This is a genomic window from Dictyobacter aurantiacus, assembly GCF_003967515.1.
Classification (GTDB): domain Bacteria; phylum Chloroflexota; class Ktedonobacteria; order Ktedonobacterales; family Ktedonobacteraceae; genus Dictyobacter; species Dictyobacter aurantiacus.
Map to the genome: position 1 here is coordinate 3,515,044 of NZ_BIFQ01000001.1, position 19,879 is coordinate 3,534,922.

At 54.0% G+C, this 19,879-nt stretch carries 15 protein-coding genes and 1 other annotated feature; of the genes, 4 read left to right on the plus strand and 11 right to left on the minus strand.

Annotation, left to right across the window (positions count from 1 at the left end; genetic code table 11):
* Positions 1 to 79: 79 nt before the first annotated feature.
* Complete coding sequence (locus KTT_RS14260; RefSeq protein WP_126596604.1) at positions 80 to 1,498, minus strand: polysaccharide deacetylase family protein; 1,419 nt, start codon at positions 1,496 to 1,498, stop codon at positions 80 to 82.
* A gap of 182 nt (positions 1,499 to 1,680) precedes the next feature.
* A complete protein-coding gene (gene lpdA, locus KTT_RS14265; RefSeq protein ID WP_160145862.1) occupies positions 1,681 to 3,108 on the minus strand; it encodes a dihydrolipoyl dehydrogenase in 1,428 nt (475 codons plus the stop codon).
* 582 nt (positions 3,109 to 3,690) lie between these two features.
* Between lpdA and KTT_RS14270 the strand changes: the two genes are divergently transcribed.
* On the plus strand, positions 3,691 to 3,879 hold the full coding sequence (locus tag KTT_RS14270) for a hypothetical protein (RefSeq protein WP_126596606.1): 189 nt from the start codon (positions 3,691 to 3,693) through the stop codon (positions 3,877 to 3,879).
* A gap of 229 nt (positions 3,880 to 4,108) precedes the next feature.
* On the opposite strand, the gene KTT_RS14275 is transcribed toward KTT_RS14270, so the two are convergent.
* Both KTT_RS14275 and KTT_RS14280 read right to left on the minus strand, forming a co-directional pair.
* On the minus strand, positions 4,109 to 4,993 hold the full coding sequence (locus KTT_RS14275; protein WP_126596607.1) for a PrsW family intramembrane metalloprotease: 885 nt from the start codon (positions 4,991 to 4,993) through the stop codon (positions 4,109 to 4,111).
* Positions 4,994 to 5,255: 262 nt separating this feature from the next.
* Complete coding sequence (locus KTT_RS14280) at positions 5,256 to 5,966, minus strand: metallophosphoesterase family protein (RefSeq protein WP_126596608.1); 711 nt, start codon at positions 5,964 to 5,966, stop codon at positions 5,256 to 5,258.
* A gap of 146 nt (positions 5,967 to 6,112) precedes the next feature.
* On the opposite strand from KTT_RS14280, the gene KTT_RS14285 reads away from it, so the two are divergent.
* On the plus strand, positions 6,113 to 6,607 hold the full coding sequence (locus KTT_RS14285) for a metallophosphoesterase family protein (RefSeq protein ID WP_126596609.1): 495 nt from the start codon (positions 6,113 to 6,115) through the stop codon (positions 6,605 to 6,607).
* A 43-nt stretch (positions 6,608 to 6,650) separates the two neighbouring features.
* Here the strand turns inward: KTT_RS14285 and KTT_RS14290 are convergent, their stop codons facing one another.
* Both KTT_RS14290 and serS read right to left on the minus strand, forming a co-directional pair.
* Positions 6,651 to 7,697 carry an alpha-hydroxy acid oxidase gene (locus KTT_RS14290; RefSeq protein ID WP_126596610.1) on the minus strand — a complete coding sequence of 349 codons (1,047 nt, stop codon included), beginning with the start codon at positions 7,695 to 7,697 and terminating at the stop codon, positions 6,651 to 6,653.
* A gap of 86 nt (positions 7,698 to 7,783) precedes the next feature.
* The gene (gene serS, locus KTT_RS14295) at positions 7,784 to 9,082 is read right to left on the minus strand and encodes a serine--tRNA ligase (RefSeq protein ID WP_126596611.1); all 1,299 of its coding nucleotides are present in this window, start codon (positions 9,080 to 9,082) and stop codon (positions 7,784 to 7,786) included.
* An 88-nt stretch (positions 9,083 to 9,170) separates the two neighbouring features.
* Positions 9,171 to 9,397: a binding site (T-box leader), on the minus strand.
* 194 nt (positions 9,398 to 9,591) lie between these two features.
* Between serS and KTT_RS14300 the strand changes: the two genes are divergently transcribed.
* The gene (locus KTT_RS14300) at positions 9,592 to 10,899 is read left to right on the plus strand and encodes a glycosyltransferase family 39 protein (RefSeq protein WP_126596612.1); all 1,308 of its coding nucleotides are present in this window, start codon (positions 9,592 to 9,594) and stop codon (positions 10,897 to 10,899) included.
* A 3-nt stretch (positions 10,900 to 10,902) separates the two neighbouring features.
* On the opposite strand, the gene KTT_RS14305 is transcribed toward KTT_RS14300, so the two are convergent.
* From KTT_RS14305 to KTT_RS14320, 4 genes are all read right to left on the minus strand, one after another.
* Positions 10,903 to 11,856 carry a hypothetical protein gene (locus tag KTT_RS14305; protein ID WP_126596613.1) on the minus strand — a complete coding sequence of 318 codons (954 nt, stop codon included), beginning with the start codon at positions 11,854 to 11,856 and terminating at the stop codon, positions 10,903 to 10,905.
* A 373-nt stretch (positions 11,857 to 12,229) separates the two neighbouring features.
* Positions 12,230 to 13,327: a LamG domain-containing protein gene (locus KTT_RS14310; protein ID WP_126596614.1), complete on the minus strand. Its 1,098-nt coding sequence runs from the start codon at positions 13,325 to 13,327 to the stop codon at positions 12,230 to 12,232.
* 74 nt (positions 13,328 to 13,401) lie between these two features.
* Complete coding sequence (locus tag KTT_RS14315) at positions 13,402 to 14,259, minus strand: hypothetical protein (RefSeq protein ID WP_126596615.1); 858 nt, start codon at positions 14,257 to 14,259, stop codon at positions 13,402 to 13,404.
* Between the two features lie 144 nt (positions 14,260 to 14,403).
* Complete coding sequence (locus KTT_RS14320; protein WP_126596616.1) at positions 14,404 to 14,715, minus strand: metal-sulfur cluster assembly factor; 312 nt, start codon at positions 14,713 to 14,715, stop codon at positions 14,404 to 14,406.
* Positions 14,716 to 15,578: 863 nt separating this feature from the next.
* Between KTT_RS14320 and KTT_RS37100 the strand changes: the two genes are divergently transcribed.
* Positions 15,579 to 16,508, plus strand: coding sequence for a helix-turn-helix transcriptional regulator (locus KTT_RS37100; protein ID WP_126596617.1), 930 nt, complete (start codon positions 15,579 to 15,581; stop codon positions 16,506 to 16,508).
* 27 nt (positions 16,509 to 16,535) lie between these two features.
* Here the strand turns inward: KTT_RS37100 and KTT_RS14330 are convergent, their stop codons facing one another.
* Positions 16,536 to 19,760: an AAA domain-containing protein gene (locus tag KTT_RS14330; protein WP_126596618.1), complete on the minus strand. Its 3,225-nt coding sequence runs from the start codon at positions 19,758 to 19,760 to the stop codon at positions 16,536 to 16,538.
* Positions 19,761 to 19,879 lie beyond the last annotated feature (119 nt).

Below are 19,879 nucleotides of genomic sequence, written 5' to 3' on the forward strand. Positions count from 1 at the left end.
CAACAATGCATAGAGAGAAGGGGGACCATCGGGGCGCTAATGCGCCCCGATGGTCCCCCTTCTCTCTATGCATTGTTGGTTACGCCACAAAGGGGGCCATCTCGGTTTCAAAGCTTTGAATGTCCTCATTGCCCGGTACGCGTATGCGATGAATGATATATGGCGTGGTGCTGTCCTGAACAATGGAGGACACGCGTGGATCATTGGTGGCCCCGACATAGCCCGTCTCATTTAAGAGCGCCATGACACCCTGAATCTGATGCTGCGTCGAGGCCAGTGCCTGGTTCTTATTGAGCGGATCTCCCGAGGGGTAGCAGAACTGTTGAATGAACGTCTGGAGATGGTCCTGCAGGGTCTGACGCGACGTGACAAGTTCATGGCGCGCATCATCAGGCGAGAGCTGCCACACATCCCCCAGCGCCCGGTGGTCGATCGTATGCGAGCCCATCTGCATGCCATTGGCCAGCATCTCACGCAACTGAGGCCAGCTCGCCTGTCCCTTCCAGCCAACCTTGCCGGTGATAATATAGAACATGCCCGTGTAGCCATGCGCTCTAAGGATCGGGTAAGCATTGGTGTAGGCGTCGACATAGCCATCGTCGAAGCTAAAGATAATTGGCTTATCCGGCAGAGGACCATCATAGTAGAGGGCACTGAAGAGCTGATTAAACGTGATGGTGTGATAGCCGAGCCTCTTAAAATAGTCCAGCTGCTGTGAGAAGACGGTCGGCGTTACGGTTAAACCTGGACGATAGCTATAGGGATTGGCCTTGTCCTGGGCGGGTACCTCTGAAATATAATGATACATCAGGATGGGGACGCGTACCTTTTTGGCGACCGGATTGGCGGGGGGGAGAATGGGGGCCTCTACATCGGCTGGACCGCCGTTGAGGATCAGCCATTGTCTGCCTTCTCCTCTGCCCATGCCAAACGGCACGCGCTGCACGATGAACGGCAGGTTGCGGAAAAGCTCGTTTGCGTGCAGGAGGGCACCCGATGTCCGCGCATCGGGTGCTGACGGTTGGGCAGGATCTAATTGAAGAGAGATTGGCAATCTAGAGACCTGCTCATACTCCTTCATGGTCTCGGCATTTGTCCAGCTCGAGAGATCGCTGACCTGTCCCATCGTGAATTTTTTAAGCCTGAAATCGTGAAAGCGACGCTGCCAGTACGCGGCGAATGCCTGTTCGCCGGGCCACATCTTCTGCACATCGGGATGAAGCATCGCCCACATCCGGGCATACTGCTGCTGAAAGAGCGCCTGCATATAGTGTTGCCCGATCTGCCTGACTTCAGATTGATATTGACCCGGCGTTGTCTGTCGTACATGCTGAGTAATTGTCGTTTTCGCGCCCACCCTGAGTGTCTGTGCGGGGGAGAAGATCAGGTATCCTGCCAATACGGCGGCGGTAAGTAACAAAATAATGGAGCTGACCATCAAGAATTTAGCGAAAAATAGATGATTTTGTTGTGCTTCTCTCTTGCCAATATGCTTCATTTACCATACCCCGTGATAGTTTAATTGCTTCCTTTGAATACTTCGCTATTAGCATACAGTAAGCACATCCATTAACTCCTATCTATCGATTAAAATCAGCCGAAATTCCTATAAAAAATAGCGTGGTATCTTACTTCCAAGATACCACGCCGGTGTATAGAAGAATGTGACAGGTAGTTGTCTTAGCGTGCGCGCGCCGCCACCTGTTTTTTGGGTGGGATATGGATGGGATGCCCCTGCGCGGCCAGTACGGCTTCGCGTAGTCCCTCGCTGAGGGTGGGATGCGGATGAATGGTCTCCTCAATCTCGTCAACCGTGAGCTCGCCACGCATGGCCAGCGAATACTCGGTAATCAGGTTGGTGGCATCCGGACCAATGATGTGGGCGCCCAGGAATTCACCATATTTGCCGATGATTACTTTGGTAAAGCCTTCGGTCTCACCGATCGCCACCGCTTTGCCGATCGCGGTCCAGGGGAAGCGCTCGACGCGGACCTCGCCATACTTCTCACGTGCCGCGGCCTCTGTCAGACCCACAAAGGCGATCTCTGGGAAGGTATAGATGGGATTGGGGATGACGTCGTAGTTCATGGTTGTCTCGTGGCCGGTGATATTGTCGGATGCGACTTCACCCTCTGTGGAGGCCACGTGGGCCAGGCCGGCACCATGGATCAGGTCACCAATCGCGTAGATACCAGGAAGGTTAGTGCGCATATGCTCATCTACACGTACGCGTCCGCGATCAGTATCGAGTCCCTGCTCTATCAGCTGTTCCAGTCCGCTGGTATTGGCGCGACGGCTGACGGCCATCAGCACATATTCGGCCTCGAAATTTTGTTGACCCTTTTCGGTCGTAGCTGTAACCTTTTTAATGCCATTGGCATCTTCGATGCCCTCAACTTTGGCGTTGGTCACGATCTCAATGCCGCGCTTGGTCATGATACGGACCAGCAGTTTGCGCACCTCTTCATCCACGGGCGCCAGCACATTGGGCAGCATCTCAAGGATCGTCACTCTGGTTCCCAGCGCATTGAACATACAGGCCAGTTCAATGCCGATCACGCCGCCGCCGACGCAGATCAGGCTATCGGGTGTCTTGGGCAGGTTCCAGCAGGTATCGCTATTCATTACTTTATCGCCATCGACACCCGGCATCTGAGGAATAAAAGGAACTGAGCCGGTAGCCAGGATGATGTTATCCGCGCTAAACTGCTGGGTATTGCCGTCTTTGGTCACCGTAACGTTCTTCGACGCATCGACGCTCCCATGACCATCAAAAACATCGATATTATTGCCCTTCATCAGGGTGCTGACGCCGCTCGTCATGCGTTTGACGACTTTATCTTTAAAGGCGACCGCCTTCGTCATATCGAAGACCGGTGCCTGAGGTAGCGTAATACCGAGCTCACCAACGGAGTTCAGTTCATGCAATGTTTCCGCGATGTGAAGCATTGCCTTTGATGGAATGCAGCCAACATTAAGGCAGGTGCCGCCCATATATTGTTTTTCAACAATCGCGACTTTCGCGCCCCGCTGCGCAGCCCGAATGGCAGCTACATAGCCACCGGGGCCAGAGCCGATGACCGCAACATCATAATGAGTACTCGTCATGAATTTCTCCTGCAATTTGCATGGACTCATTCATCGTGCCTGAAGGTTGGATGATGTGAACGTTGTTTGCCTGCGCTACTCAGATTAAGCGTGGCTGTAAAACCATTTCACATTGTGTACCATAAAGCATATTGCGTGTGGAGTACACGTCATTGTCTCTCCAAATGAATGAGTACAATATGGTTTGCTATCTGTCAAAATAAACAGCTTTTTTATCGCTGGGGGTTTGCTGACCCAGGCACAATTATTATGCCTGTAATAGCACTTTTCGTGCTTATGCAGCCTATCCCTTTACCCCTTTGATACGTCCATTTATACCCCGTCAGTATACCACGTTTCTTCCCAACTCGATACGTACATGTTGAACCACCCTTTTGGCCTACTAACATGACGAGTTGGAAAATGAAACGTATCAATAGATGCAGAGACAAATATTCTAACTTTATGCTTACTCTGCATACGTAAACTATCTTTAAAGATAGTCGGGCGTGCCAATGTATTAACTGGCCAGAGGGGGTATGCCCGCGGATAGGTGGAAGTGAATGCATGTAATCTGACTGTTGTATGACTGGAGGATATCCAATGACCACGACCGGAGAGCTACGCTCCATTATCGAGGAACTGGAGTTGGTAGATGCTGGTGATGCCGCCAATTACCTGGGTGATGATGCTGCCAGTGCAGAAGAGGCTCCAGATATGGCCGCATCTAATTTAGCTCGTTGCTTACGTTATATCGCGTCTGCCGACGACTGCAATTATACCTTATACTAATGTATTGTTTTTTTATAGGCCCTTGTGGATAAAAATATGACATTCGCGGGCGCCACCCTTTCTCGAAGGGTGGCGCCCGGCTATTATGGGGGTGGGTGATAGCCTTGCACTGATTTTATGAGCTGGTGTGACAGGGGCGCATCCACGCCCCTGTCACACCAGCTCATAGATGCTGACAAACCGAGAGGTCATACATAAGAAAGCGTGCATAACGAAGATCTGACATATTCTATGCGCGACTGGCGTCCGGCGTGGCCTGCTGGTGTAAATTCAGGTGGTATAGCTTGACAAGGATGGTTATCCCAACGACGCTGATCGCGATCGTGATCGCTGAGATAGGAATGCCGGGAGGGAGAATCAGGTAAATGGGAGAGAGGGTTGCCGGCAAACCGTCCCAGGATCCATGTAAGAACGAGACGAACAGGTAGGCCAGTATGACCCTCCAGGTCAGACGGAAGCGATGGGGCAGGCTCTCGTGAAACAGGACTGAGCCGAGAATGGCCGTCCAGACGCCATGGCCAAAGGGCGCTAGAATGCCCCTGGCGATGGTTTCTATCACTGATGCGCTGATATGTCCCTGGCTGGCCAGAAAAGCGGTGAAGGCATAGCCGGTGCTTTCAAGGGCGGCAAAGCCCATCCCAACGGAACCCCCCAGCAGCAATCCGTCCAGCGCGGAATCATGGCGCATATGCCGGGCCATAAACATGACCGCCACGATCTTACAGCCCTCCTCAATTAATCCCACCATCATGGCACTTCCTATGGTCAGCCCATGGTTTGGGCCGGGGGGACGGATCAGGAATGATTCAAAGGTCGCGGCCCCCAGTGTTCCCAGGATGCCACCGAGACAGAAGCTTTTGGCCACCATTTCGGGGGTCAGTTGACTGATATTCTGATGGTCGTACAGAAAGGCCACGAAAACAACCGGAATCAGGAAATTACCAATCAAAATGACGGTTGGATAGAGATTTGAATTGCCCGTAATGAACAGTATGATGGTTGAGGCCGCGAATAGCGCCAGGCCGATGATCAAGGCTGATAGCCAGCTATGGCCACGATGAGCCCCGACCTGCCGCAGTGGTGATACCGATGGAGTCCAGTCTTGCCGTGCCATGACAACCTTTCTTTCTTCGGGAACTAACTGTCAGGATCTGCTATACCATGACATTGCGAACCCCATGTCGCGGGCGGTAGCATTCCTTTTCTAATCTGACAGACACATCCTCTTGAAGAAATATTTGCTGTCACTAACACGTTGTTCAACCAGCCAGGGCAACAAACGGCTGAAAGTAGAGTTACTTATCCTGAGGGATAGCTGGAGAGGCTAAAACAACTTGCCAGATAGGAACCTGACAAGTGTGATGAATTTATTTTTATCAATATTCCGCTTCAGTTAATACTTTGATACGCTTGTCAACGGTAGGGATGCCGCTATTTTTGAGCTGCTTGACGACGGCTTTCACATCATACTTGACGCGTCGGTGTTCGGCTTGCCAGACATTATCCTGCCAGGTCAGAATAGCGTAGGACGCGCGTGGATCACCATCGCGGGGCAGGCCGCAACTACCGGTATCGACCAGGAGTAGATGGCGCCAGCGCCGTGAATAAGCGACATGATAGTGTCCAAAGGCCACAGCCCCTACGGTAGGGCGCAGGTCGCCGCACAGATGCTCAATCTTGCTATCGGGTGAGGTCGGAAAAATGGCTTCATCCTGATTCAGTGGATTGGCATGCACCACTAACAGATCGGTGCCATTGGGATTGGAGACAAGATAACTGAAAGGCAATGAGGCCAGATAGTTGATCCCTTCCTCCCCAATCTGGTTGCGTGTCCACTCGATCACGCTCTGCTTTTTGGCTCCCTTCTTTGAGTTCTGGGTGACGACATCCATATCTACATTGCCCTGGATAACCGGGCAGTGGAGCTGCCGAATGGTGTCCAGGGTCTCTTTGGGACAGGGCCCATTCAAACATAGATCGCCCGCGATCACCAACTGGTCGATAGCCGGTTGCTTTGATAGATCCTCCAGTACGGTGTCCAGCGCTATCTTGTTTCCATGTATATCAGATATAATCGCAATACGCATATGATATCCTGATTTTGGGCACGTTTAAACGTGCCCCTTCTCTCTAGAGTTCTGTTGTAAACGGTTCATCTCATTTTTATGTATGGCTGTATGGCTGCTTGGATAAGCCATAGGTAATATATCTCAAAATAAGAGAGGATACAAAGATGCAACATCGTATAGGTGTTATCTCTGATACGCATTGTCCGCGTTTTCCGCGTGTGCCAGAGGCGGTGTGGAAACATTTCGCCGGCGTCGAGTTGATCATTCATGCTGGCGATCTCTCGACGCTATCCGTTATATCTGATCTGGAGACGATCGCTCCCGTGGTGGCGGTGCAGGGAAATGTCGAGCAGGAGGAGGTGGTGATGACGCTACCGATCAAAAAAGAGATCAGGGTGGGTGGGATGCGCATCGGGATCGTGCATATTCTGGGCGATGCCCGTTCCTACGCGCGAACGGCGCGCCAGGAATTTCCCGAGGCGCGCGTGGTGATATTTGGTCATAGCCACAATCCCTATAATCAGGAACATGCGGGCCAGCTGCTCTTTAATCCTGGCAGCGCCAATGATCGCCGCCGTCAGCCTGCCTGCAGTATCGGTCAACTGCTGATTGATGACGAAGCTCAGGCAGTAAAGGGTGAGCTTATTTTACTCCCATAGCGTACAGGCGTATCAGTCCTGACCTCGCCAGCTGTTCTCCAGGCTACACGCGCCGCTCGGGCATTTTGATCAGGGAGGGATCAAGCGAGGACAGCGTGGGTCGTCCGGCCAGGGCCATGCTCATCGTCAATTCGGCGTGGAGCAGTTCAAGCACGTGGTGGACCCCCGCCCCGCCGTTGACGGCCAGTCCCCAGAAAACCGGGCGACCAATCAAGACAGCGCGCGCGCCCAGGGCCAGGGCCTTCAATACGTCGGAGCCGCGTCGGATGCCGCTGTCCAGGTAGACTTCACAGCCGCCATTGACCGCCTGCACGATGTCTGGCAGCGCTTCGATGCTGGTGATGGCCCCGTCCAACTGCCGTCCACCATGATTTGAGACCACGATGCCGGACACGCCGTGTTGTAGTGCCAGCAGGGCGTCCTCAGGCGTTAAAATTCCTTTGAGGATAATTGGGAGGTGGGTTATTGTGCGCAGCCAATCCACGGTCTCCCAGGTATCTACCAGGTGGCGCAGGGGCGTCTCGCTGACGTCATTATCGATGAAGTTGGCCAGCGGGACAAAGCGGGAGCGTTGAAAGTTGTTGCGGATGTCCTGTTCGCGGTGGCCCAGGTGGGCGGTGTCGACCGTTAGCATAATGGCCTGGTAACCGGCGGCGGTGGCCCGTTGTACGAATTGGCCGGTTACTTCCAGACTATGGTAGCTGTAGAGCTGGAGCCAGAGAGGACCCTGTGTGCTGGCCCGGATATCCTCGATGGTACGTGAAGAGAAGCCGCTGACAATCATGATGGTGCCAGCCTGTTCCGCCGCCTGGGCGGTGGCGCATTCACCCTCTGGATGAGCCAGCATATGACCGGCGGTTGGACCGACGAGAATCGGCAGCTGGATCGGAGTTCCCAGTACAGTAGTGTGGGTCTCGATGACACTGACATCAACCAGCACGCGCGGACGTAGTCGCAGGCGCTCAAAAGCCTGGCGGTTGGCGCGTACCGTGAGGCTATCATCGCTACCGCCCTGAATGTGGTCCCAGATTACCGCGGGCAAACGCTGTTGTGCCAGTTGCTCATAATCAAACAGATTAATTGGGTCCATTGCCTCTTCTCTTTCTCATACAGGCGGTCGACCCGGCCGACCTCTCGCAGGGCGATCCTGCTGCAGCAGGATCGCCCGCACTTTCGTTACGAGTGGGCTGGTACCGGGCGGCCAATGAATTCTTGCCCTCCCATAAATGGGCGTAGGGCCTCGGGAATGCGGACGCTGCCATCGGCCTGCTGGTGTGTCTCCAGCAGTGGAATCAGGATGCGCGGCGAGGCGATGGCCGTGTTGTTGAGCGTATGCACAAACTTGACTTTGCCCTCCGCGTCGCGATAGCGCAGATTCGCCCGCCGTGCCTGCCAGTCATGCAGGTACGAGCACGAGTGGGTCTCGCGATAACGTTTTTCGCTTGGTACCCAGCATTCTATATCATACATGCCAACTTTTCCATCACCCATGTCGCCGGTACAGACATTAACCACGCGATAGGGAAGCTCCAGTTCCTGTATGAGCTCCTCGGCGTTCTGAAGCAGCTGCTCAAACCAGAAGACCGACTCCTCGTGATCCGCTTTGCAGATGATGTATTGCTCAACCTTGTTGAACTGGTGAATGCGGAAGACGCCACGCGTATCCTTGCCATAGGTGCCCGCCTCCTGACGGAAGCAGGGGCTATAGCCGACAAACTTCAGTGGCAGTTCTTCGCCTTTTAGGATCTCATCTTTATACATGCCAGTGATCGATACCTCTGCCGTCCCTACCAGAAAGAGATCCTGATCCTTTAGCTCATAGACCTGGTCGCGTCCCTTAGGAAACTGGCCGTTGCCGATAAAGGCGAAGTCGCGGGCCATCGAAGGGACGATAAGTGGCGTGAAGCCTTTGCGCGCCATTTTGTCCATCGCAAAGTTAATCAGAGCCAGTTCCAGCCGGGCGGCATCCCCACGCAGCACATAGCTGCGCGATCCGGCTACCTTCACTGCCCGCTCGATATCGACCAGATTATGCTTAAGCATCAGATCATAGTGGTCCAGCGCCGGAAAATCGAATTCGGGTAGCTCGCCCCAATATTTAAACGGAACGTTCTCGCTCTCATCTTTTCCAACCGGGGTGCTGGGATCCGGAATATTTGGGACCAGCAGCAGCATGTTATAGCGCTCTTCCGTCAGCTGATTCAGCTCTGGTTCTTTGGCCTTGATGAATTCGGCCAGCTTCTTACCTTCCGCGATCAGGTTGTTGCGCAGCTCGACATTCTTCTCTCTAGCCGCCTGCTGGATTCCCTTCGAGAGCTGATTCTGTTTGGCACGCGTCTCCTCTACCTCATGCTGTAGGGCGACAACCTGTTGATCTAATGCCAGCAGAGCATCAATATCGATCGAATTGTTTTTGAGCCGTGCAGCCTCCTTGACCACGTCGGGGTTGCTACGTATAAATGTAAGATCAAGCATGCTCTTTTTTCTCCTCTTTCTCCCGCGTGCCTCCACCGAATCTGTGGACCACGCAATCGACAAGCAATAAAAAAAACGCCGCGTCCTACTCAAGGACGACGACGCTGAATGCGCAAAATCGTGGTGCCACCTTATTTTTTCCAATGCCTGCACAGAGGCAGTGGAACTCATTGCGGCCCGATAACGGAGGCATCCGTTGACGCTTAGCGCGTGGGCTCCCGGGTGGATTTCCCTCTCGCATAGACTGCGTCGCACCGACCCGCAGTTCTCTGTCCCTTTATGCTAAGAGCTACTTGTCCCATTCATTGCCCATTTATTGTATGTAATATATGTGTTTCAGCATAGCAGTTACCCTTGTATTTGTCAACCAGCTTGACATATTTTTTATCCATCAAATTTTGCCAAAAAGACAACATAACAAAAAACAAGAATAAGCCCTCGTAGGTGCTGGGCTTGCCCCAGCTTAAAATGGTACAATGTTTCTATTGAAGTAGAGCAAGTAGAGAATTATGAAGCTAATGCGTTGGTGGCCGGATCGCCAGGCGGCGATTGTATTTGTGCTGGCCTTGCTGGTACGAGTTGTCTATAATTTTACTGTGGCGCTGCACTATGTTCCAACTCGTGATTCTCAGCAGTATCGCGATATTGGTCTGCACCTGGTGCAGGCGCACTGCTTCTGCCTGCATGGTAATATCCCTACCGTCTACCGGGCGCCGCTCTGGCCGCTACTGATCGGCCTGCTCTCCCTCGTGTCTGGCTCTAACAATCTTTCCGCGCGCCTCTTGTTGTGCGTGCTGGATGCCGCGACCTGCCTCATTATCTATCTATGGGTGCGCGATTTCTTGCATACGCGCCGCCTGGCCATGCTAGCTGGCATTGTCGCCGCCCTCTATCCGGGACTCTACATCTACACCGGCTGGCTCTATTCGGAGACGCTCTACACCTTTCTGTTAACGACCCTGGGCTATGTGCTCTATCGTCTGCAGCGCGATCGTGGTGTAGGACTGATTATACTCGCTGGCGTTTTGCTCGCTCTGCTAGCACTGGCGCGGCCGAATGGCTTGCTAGTAGGGGGACTGATCGTAGTCTGGGCATTGATCCTGGGCCGGCAGCGGGTGTTTAGCTGGAGATTCGCCTGGCGCGTGGCTGTGATCATCCCATTGATCGCGCTGTTGCTGATCGGGCCATGGACGCTGCGCAACTACCTGGTGTCGCAACGCTTTGTGCCGGTCGCGACCGGTGATGGGACCGTGTTGCTGGGTTCATACAATAACCAGGTCGCCCGGAAGCCATGGGATCAGATGACGTGGTCGAATCCCCTGCGCTCGGTGCCCGAGGTGTCGGGCGCCTTTCCCCTCTATACATGTGATGCTCGTTGCGAGATGAAGAGGGAGGACCTCTATAAAGCGAAGTCGCTGCAATGGATGCAGACGCACCTGGGGGAGATGCCAGGATTGCTGATTGCCCACGCCCTCAATATGTGGATCCCGGCCGCGCATGAGGCCGATCTGCCTACGGATCGTTTCCCGGATCAACTATCCAGCCGCATCGTTCTGGTATTGATGAACGCCTTTCCTGTTCCGGTTTTTCTGCTGGCGGCCTGGGGATTGATCGCCAGCCGGAGGCGTTGGCGTGAGCTATTGCTGGTGTATTTGATCTTGCTGTCGGCAATCGGGGAGAATGTGGTGCTGTATGGTATTCCGCGCTTTCGCGCGCCGATCGAACCTCTCTTGCTGCTGCTGGCCATGTGCGCGCTCTGCTCGATTCGCAAGTACCAGGCCAGGCAGCGGATGGCGGCGTCAACCACCGCCCGTTAACGTCTATTTCTGCTCGTACTTCCAGACCTTCACATTGGCAAAGGTGGCATCGACAGGTGTGCCATTGTCGATCACACCAACCCCGATTTTGCCGCTGCCCAGGCTATTGTCGGTGATCTCGCCCAGATAGTGGCCATTGATCAGGATCGTTATGGTATCCTTGTCGGCAAGCACCATCAACTGATTCATGTTGTTGAAGCCGCTGTTAATCACTGCACTGCTTCCTTGCAGGAGGACATTGCCGCTGGCCCCATTGTAGAGATCGAGTGCGTAGGTGCCGTTGCTGCCAACGTGAAAAAAATAGTAGGCGCTGTTGGCGCCATCGACACGGAAGAGCAGCCCTGCCTGTCCCAGGTTCCCTTTGACAATGGTGACATCGGCCTGGTAGGCGAGTTGCGCTACGTTGGTAGCGCGCGCAATACAGGGCTGTAGATACATAAACTGAGCCTCGCTGGCATGGTAGGTCCCGCCGCTAAATGTGCATCCCGTATCGGTGGACCCGTTGCCGCTATCCCATTTGCTGCTTCTGCTATTGTCGGTCATCGGATCATCGATGGTGGCTTTGCCGTCTGTGCTGTTCTGGTATCGATTCTCGTTCGCGGTGGCTGTGGCCGTGGCATCCATAACACCCTGGGTGGCGACGGCTGCCAGGTTGCCTTCGGCGGTAGCTGTCGCCTCGATCTGTGCCTGGGCATTTTGAAAATACTGAGCCGTTCCCTGCACCCTGGCCTGGGCCGTCGTCTGCACGCTGCTGGTCTGCTGCGCCTCTACCGTCGCGGTACGCCGGAGGGCGCCTCTATAGTGGGTTGTGGTCTCAAAGACGAGCAGTCCCAGCGCGCTGATCACCAGCAATATGCATAGGATGGCGGCCAGTAGCGAACTGATCATCCCAGGCAGTGAGCGGCGTTTTCGAGAGCGCGGTGGCGGCGGCCATATGGGCCTAACTGAATCCATCATGTTAGATCTCCCATGTTGATATAGATGATGGCTGCAAGGGCTGGCCTGTCGGTGGCTGGAATAGTTGCCGGGATGCGGCTGTCGATGCAGTGGATGATATTTCCCTCTGCCGCATTCCCGCCGATAAAAAGTTGGCGGATACTGGCTGGCTACAGCCTGGGCATCGATAGACCGGGTTGGGTAAATATAATCCACACGATGGACAGTTCATGACAATGTCTCCACTTTTTGATGCTGCGAAATCAACAACTCTATTTTATATGATTATTGTGCATTTACCAATATATATACCAGCTAAGCTATTTGGATATAGTACTATTCGCAACACGCTTCAGGTGGTACTTCCCTTTTTTATGTATCTCCACCGAGATAACTATAAGCGCCAGATATGTAGATTACTAAAGCTGGCGACCGTTGCATGCTGACGATTGACAGCCATGATCCCGATCGTGCCGATCCTATAACTGTTGTCGCTGGCGCTCCCCACATAGTGTCTGTTGATGTAGAGGTAGATATTGTCATCTCTGGCAATGATCGTCAGGGTGTTCGTCCTGCCAATCCCTGTTTTAATGAACGGGCTTTGATCATAGATCAGGGGGATGGCGTAGCCGTCGCCCCTGGTGAGAATCAGGCCGTAGACACCAGAGCGATCAATCCGAAAGCTATAGAAGCTTTTGTCGTGGTTCGTGGAGCGAAAAATGATGCCGCCCTCGTCGCCTTTTTCGATCCTCATTTGCATCTCTAGCGCGAAGTTGCGGAATCGGGTGGCATGGGCGAAGCAGGGAGCATAAGAACCAGTTTTGAAGACGCTGCTATGCAGACCATCCGGGGTAAACGCGCACCCCCCACCATCCCTGGTCGGATAGATGTCCCATTTCTGACCCGTTTCAAACAACAAGGGTGCGCTGATAGCCGGTCGGCTCCGGGTGCTCATGGTATAGAGGTTTTGCAGGGCCGTTGTGGTCGCCTGTGCTTGAACCGTCGCCTGCGCGGCGGCTGTTGATGCCGCTTTTTTCTGTCTGATTGCTGCCTGGGTGGCCTGGACAATCTGGGTAGCCAGCGCCTGTGCCGTTGCTTTGTGATGGAGGGTAACGAGATGGTTGGCATAAGCGATCGCGGTGGCCTGGGTATGCAGCTGGGCTGGGCGAGTGACCTTTGTATAATAGAGCAGGCTAGCGCCACTGGCTATCAGGAGTAGGGCCAGTAGCATGATAGCCCCCAGCATAATGCCGATCACTATTTTGTGCTGCTGTACCTCATGTGTCTGGATCGTTGGGGCTGAAGCCACCGCGACCATATAATGATGGGCGCGCGCGGCTTCGGATTGATAGTCGGTTTCGTCGGGGACGGCGTAACCCGATGGTGGTGCCCCTCCTGGGCCAGCGTAGGATGTATGATAGGGATCTTCATTGATGGTTGCCGCCAGGTTCCAATGGCAATAGGGGCAGCGCGTCATTCCTGGCGATAGCATGTTCCCGCATTGAGGGCAATTGTACATGAACAACTCTCCTATCATACGTTGCAGCAGGGCATTCTCGGTCCCTGCTAGAGTTTCCAGACCCTGGCGTGAGAGTAGGCAACCAGTGTTGAGCGTTTATAATTATTGGCCAGCACCCCGATCTGTCCACTGCTCAACGTCGTATCGATGACGCTGGTAACGTATTTTCTATTGATATAGAAATCCAGTGAGCTTCCACTGGCCAGTACCGCCAGCGTATTGACCTGTCTATAGCCTGTGATAATCTGGCTGTTATATCCATCCGCTAGCGTCTGGGCGGCTTTCCTATTTTCACCGGAATAGTAGTAGATGCTGTAGCTTCCATCCTGCCCTACTACGAAAATATAGGATTGCGAGTTATCGCCATGAGAGCGGATAATCAGGCCACCAGCATCACCGCTGATAATCTTCATATCTACCTGATAGACAAAGTTGCTCAGGCTGGTATTTTTAGCGATGCAGGGTAGGAAGAAGCCTTTTTCAGCGACCGTGACATTATAGGTGGAATTGTTGAAAGTACAGCCCGAACCGGTATCCCAGTTATAGATATCCGGATTGTGGAGGTCGTCATTAATGCTGGGGAACGAACTGGTGACCAGGTCATAATTGTTTTGATGGCGGGCGACCGCTGTGGCCGTTGCCCTATCCTGGGCTATCAGGGTCGCTGAGATTTGCGCGGCATGTGTGGCTCTGACATGTACCGTCTGTTGAATGCGCGCTATAGATGTCGCTGTACCCTGTATGCGCAGGATATAGGGGTGATACACGATCTTATATCCGATCAAGGTGCTGCTACCCACCACCAGAAGTAGTGCCGTCGCGATTGCCAGTGTGATTTTTGAAAATCTATGCTTGTCTGCTGTTTTTAATAGTCCTGTGTTCGACTTGGCCTCAAATTCCATCATCAACCTCCTACCCACATTGTACAGAGCGCCACATAATCACATTACAGGTTTTGGGAACGCTTAAATGGCTTTATACAAGAAAACGAGCATGCCTTCTGTTCGCAGAAAAGCATGCTCGTTTTCTTCTAGTATACCGGTAACTGGCTAAATCATCCCCAGTTCCCATTTAGCATCTTCAGTCATACGATCTGGTGACCAGGGTGGATCAAATGTCAGCTCGACTTTGCAGTTTTTGACATTTTCCACCTGTCTCACACGCATCTCGACCTCTGACATTACCTCGCCTGCCATGGGACATCCCAGCGCGGTAAGCGTCATCGTAACGTCGACGTTGCCCGTCTCGTTATTGATGTCCAGCCCATAGACAAGTCCGAGGTCAACAATATTAACCGGTATCTCCGGATCATAGCACTCACGGAGCGCGTCCATGAGCTCTGCTTCATTAATTTCTGCCATTGGATGTAGCTGCCTTTCCGAACATATGAAAACGTAAGGATTTATATTATACTCAGGTCAGGAACAGGGCCCATCCATAGAGCTTCTGCTCAGGTGCCACATGCTATATGGAGCGAAAAGAAGCTTTCTGCACTCAATTCTGACTCTGGTGGCTCGCCCAGTTTACCATACATTTTCAGATCTTTTCAACCCTATTGGTTCCCTATTCCGAGTAAACTAGTAGGATTATCTTGCCTGTAATATATACCGAACAGGAAGGATTTGTCAAAGGATTTCGGGCGGCCGCATGCGCGGCGGCCCGATTTTTTTGGGAGTGTGTCTGACTCTCGTCACCCTGGGGGCACGTGCGCTCCCCCGCACGCGCGGCCGCTGCGCAGCCGCGCTGGTTTTTATATGTTGGTGCATCGGGTGCGCATCTGCGCACCCGATGCACCAACATATAAAAAGATGGTGAGCTCGCCGAAATCAAAAGCTCATGAGGAAAGATGGCGCACACGACGCAAGTCTGACACGTTCTGAGCTCACGCACCCCTAGGGTGACGGGGTCATACATCATCCCTTTGATAGGGATCGGGGGCACTCGGCGCCCCCGATCCCTATCAAAGGGATGATGTATGACCATGCCCAAACGTGACATTTCGGTTTCTAGGGATGAAAATAGAATGGAATAGGACATTTGTCATGGATAAAGATGAGGTTTGCCCACGGATGGGTGATGAATCACTATAATATATATGCGAGTTGTTATATGTACTAATGTATATTTTGCTCCTTGCCGGTTGGGATTGCTGGTGGTGAGGTAGACGTAGCGATAACCAGTAAGTCATCACGGTAGCAATGTGGTATGCGGAGGAAGAGAGAGAATGATGCTAGACGTTACCGGGTTTTCCGATGTTTATGTGACGCAAAATGAGGAGCGCCGTCGCCTTGCACGCGAGCTGCACGATGGTGTTGTCCAGTCTCTGGTTGCTCTGGTGACCGATCTTGAGCAGTTTCGTGCCCAGCAGTTTTTTGACCCTGAGTTGAGCGAGAATGTCGAGAACTGGTATACGCTGGCTCGTAATAGCTTGCTGTCTCTGCGCCAGACGTTGAACGGCATGCGTCCGGTGGTGATGGGAAACTTCGATTTTATTGAGCATATCCTGGCGATGCTCAAAAGCATGCAGGACGCGGGCTATCACGTGACTTTCGAATGTAATAACTGGCCGCATCAATTGCCTGTTGAGTATGCCTCCAACCTCTATCAGGTTGTGCGCGAGGCTATCATCAATGTATGTAAACATGCCGAAGCTTCGACGATCGTTGTGCATCTGTATGGGTCCGAGGGCTGCCTGCATATGCATGTTTGTGATGATGGGGTAGGGATGGTTGGCGCTTTTGCTTCGGTTGGCTCAGCACATGGCTGGCACCAGGGATTATATGGCCTGCGCGAACGTGTATTGATGCTGGGTGGGCGTATCACCATTGAAAGTATGCCTCGCCAGGGTACACGTCTGAATATGGATGTTCCAATGCCTCTCTCTACATCAGCCGCGCTGTCTTATCAGGCACAGAGCAAGCAGGATGTCGAGGAGGGGCCGCAAGATGATAGCCTGACCGCGCGTGAGCGTGAGCTGATCATCTTGATCGCGCAAGGACTGGTGGTGAAGGAGATCGCGCGCATCCTGGAGGTGAGCGAGAAGACGGTGCGCAACCATATCAGCAACATCTACCATAAGCTGGCCGTCTACGATCGCGCCCAGCTGGTTATCTATGCCATGAAGAAGGGCCTGGTTGATCTGAATTCCCTGTAATGTCATGCCATCGGCCGTGCTGGCCTGCTAGCGGGCGGTGACTACGACCGGTTCGGCTAGCAAGGTATTCATGCTCCTGCAATAAGTGATCAGGCGCGAAAAGGTTGGCAGGTTTGCGAGCGCTGGCACACAGCCAACCAGGATAAGCTTGCGCTGTGCGCGTGTCAGGGCCACATTCAGGCGATGCGGATTGATCAGAAACTGGCGACGCTGACTTTCGCTGGCCGGTTCATGGCTGGTGGCGAACGATATGATCATAACCAGGCGCTCACCCCCTTGAAAACGGTCCACGGTATCAACGCTCAAAGCCGTATCGGTTGGCAGGGCCTGCCAGTTGCTCTCGGGATGGGTGGCGAACAGGTGACGACGGATATTGGCGACCTGCGCCCGGTAGGGGGCGATAATCCCGATATCTTGCGGCTGGATGCCACGCGCCAGCAATCCAGCTACCAGCTCGCGTACGGCTCTCGCCTCCGCGTTGTTTTGCTTGGCTTCGGGACTGGCCTCTTGATCTCGCACATCCCAGAAGACCAGCGGAAATCTGGGGTCCAGCGCTTTGTGGACCGCCTCTTGCTCCGTTTTCTGCAACTGGAGCAGGCGCGATGCCGCGATGGGGGGCAGACGACGATTGGCCACCGAAGGATGGGCCTCCAGTTGCTTTTCGTAAAAGACGGTGGATGAAAAGTTTGAGATCCACTTGTTCATGCGATACTGCGTCAGCAGTGGCACGCAGGCGCTGACATCGAGTGGATGCTGCTGCATATATTCATCGTTTCGCTGCTTCAGAAAGCTGAAGAGCGAGTCGGCCAGGCCCGCTTCGCTGGCTTCCGGACTGAGCACCAGCGGTGGGAGTTGTTTTTCATCTCCGACCAGGATAAAGCGGCGCGCGAAACGCAGAGCACCCAGGATAGCCGGAATGGTCAGCTGACCGGCCTCGTCGATGATGGCGACATCGAAGGAGAAGCCCACGTTGGTGTTGCCCGCGTCGCCGCTGCTACCCGTGTTGGGTGTGTATTTATCCGAAGACCAGGTGGCGGTTGTCGAGGCTACTACGGGTGTAGTATACAGCATATCAAAGACGAGATCCTGGTAAGATGGATTGGGATGAAATGGATCATCTTTTACCTTCTCGCCTCTGGCCAGCGCCTGTTGTGCGATCTTGAGCCGCTCTTTGAGCAGCCAGGGCTTAATCTCATCGCTGACGCTGCGCTCACTGCCTAGTCGTAGGAACTGCGTAAAGCCTTCCCGCTGCAGCCTCTTTAACATATTGTCGACGGCCTGGTTGGTGAAGGCGGCCAGCATAATACGCTGGCCCTGGTCGGTCAGACGTTTCACGATTTCGGCGATGACGCTGGTCTTGCCGGTGCCGGGAGGACCATGGATGAGCAGGTAATCCTTCATCTGCAGCGCTCGCAGCACGGCCAGATTCTGCTCGCGATTGAAGTCGGCGCGACCGGTGATCTCCTCATTCATGAAGCGGGGGCGTATCTTGCCAGCCACCAGGTCCTGCATATGCGAGGGAACGTGGTGCCATCGCACCAGATTTTGTAGCGTGCGCACATGGACAAGATCGTTGTCGTAGCGGTCGATGAGCTGTGGCTGCGCGATCAACTCACGCGTCCAGACGCTGACATGTTCAGCACTGATGGCGGTAATGGTGCCGCTGACCACTTCGCCCGCGACCGGATTGCCATCGCTAAGCAGAATCTCGTCACCCTCGCGTAGCTCGGAGGTATTGGCGCAGCGAAAGGTCAGGGACCAGCCATCGCTCTGGATCTCTGGCGGCTCGACCGGTGTCAGTCCCTGGATCGCGCTGCCGCGTTCGATACGCTCTTCGACCGGTGTCAGCCAGAGCAGAGCCTGCTGCTGCTCTCCCGCCTGCCCCTCAATCTGCAGCAGGTGATAGTATTTGCTGAAGAAGGCGCGCTCGGCTGGAAGAATCGTGCGGGGCATCCTGGTTGGCAGGGTTGTACCCTCTTTTTCTAACCCGCTGACCGCTGGTTGGTCGGAGCTTTCTGGCCTGGTGGGTTCCGGTGGCTGCCACTGTAGGAGCGCTGAAACCGTCTGGCAATGTTCGAGCATGGCGCATTTGCTGCAGCGCGAAGGTCCCGGTGGCGCTGACGGGATGCCGGTGACGTGGTTGAGGATCAGATTGTTACGCGTCTCGTTGACGCGCTGGATCTCACGGATACTGGCGCGAATGCCAAATGACTGCGCCTTTCCCGGTGTGCCGCTATAGAGCAAGGTGGCAAAGGCGCGCTTCATCTTTGACTGACGGCGTACCGCCAGCAGCGCATGATAGCCCAGCACCTGCCAGCGATGGTCGCGCTTCGGCAGGTCTCCACTGGCACCGCCGGTCTTCAGTTCCAGCAACCGCTGCTGACCGGCCTGCTGCCAGAAAATATCCAGGCGGCCGCGCAGACCGATCTCTGGCGCCAGCAGGAACGTCTCGGCCCGCACCTGGTTGCCGACCTCCGCCTGCTGGTCATCGGCGACGACACCGGGCAACGTCCACAGTGTATTGCTTTCACTCTCGTACCAGCGCGCCAGGCTTTCGAGGTGCGGCTGCACATCCGAGCGCATCGTCTCAACCGGAACATCTGCCAGGGCGATATCGATGCTGTTGAGATCAAGGGCCTGGTCCAGGTGTCGCTGCATCACCTGTAGTGGCGTCTCGGTCTCTTGTGGTTGTTGCGTGTCGCCAGTAAAGGTGCCGCGATCATGTTCTTTGAGTAGCTCCTTGAAGCAGTAGTGCACGATGTTTCCGCGAATGGTCGCCGAGTTGGCGGAGGACGGGATGAGCCGGTTCAGCAGATACTGACGCGTACAATATTCGGCCTGATTGAGGGCGGTGATGTTCAGCAGGATGTCTGATTCCAGCACGGCCAGGGTATAGGAGTTGCCCTGATAGCGTCGCCGCGTGCCATTTTTATATTCGATCACCACCGGCTCATGTGGCAGATGATAGAACTGAACCTTCAACGTGTAAGGAGCGATGGCACGATCCTTAATCTCCTTGACCAGGCTGCGGTAATAGTTGTCCTCTAGCTGCACCTCGACGCGTTCGGTGCCGGTATCCAGCGTGATGATCGGAACGCGCTCCCCCTGCTGCTGGCGTTCCTGGGCTGCTACCAGCCGTCCGGAGAGTTGGGGAGTATGACAGGGCTGTTTAGGGTCAAGCGTACATAGAAAGCACTCCTGGCGCTGTCTGACCTCTTTGGGCTGCTGATGATTCGCCTCGTGAATTTGCATGTTTGTACACTTCCCCCTTATTTGCTCGGTATGCTGAAAGTGTACGGGAAGAACATAATTTCGTCAAGATCGCGAGGAATTCTGGGTTCATCTGAAAGCGTGGGAAGGGCCGGGTTTGA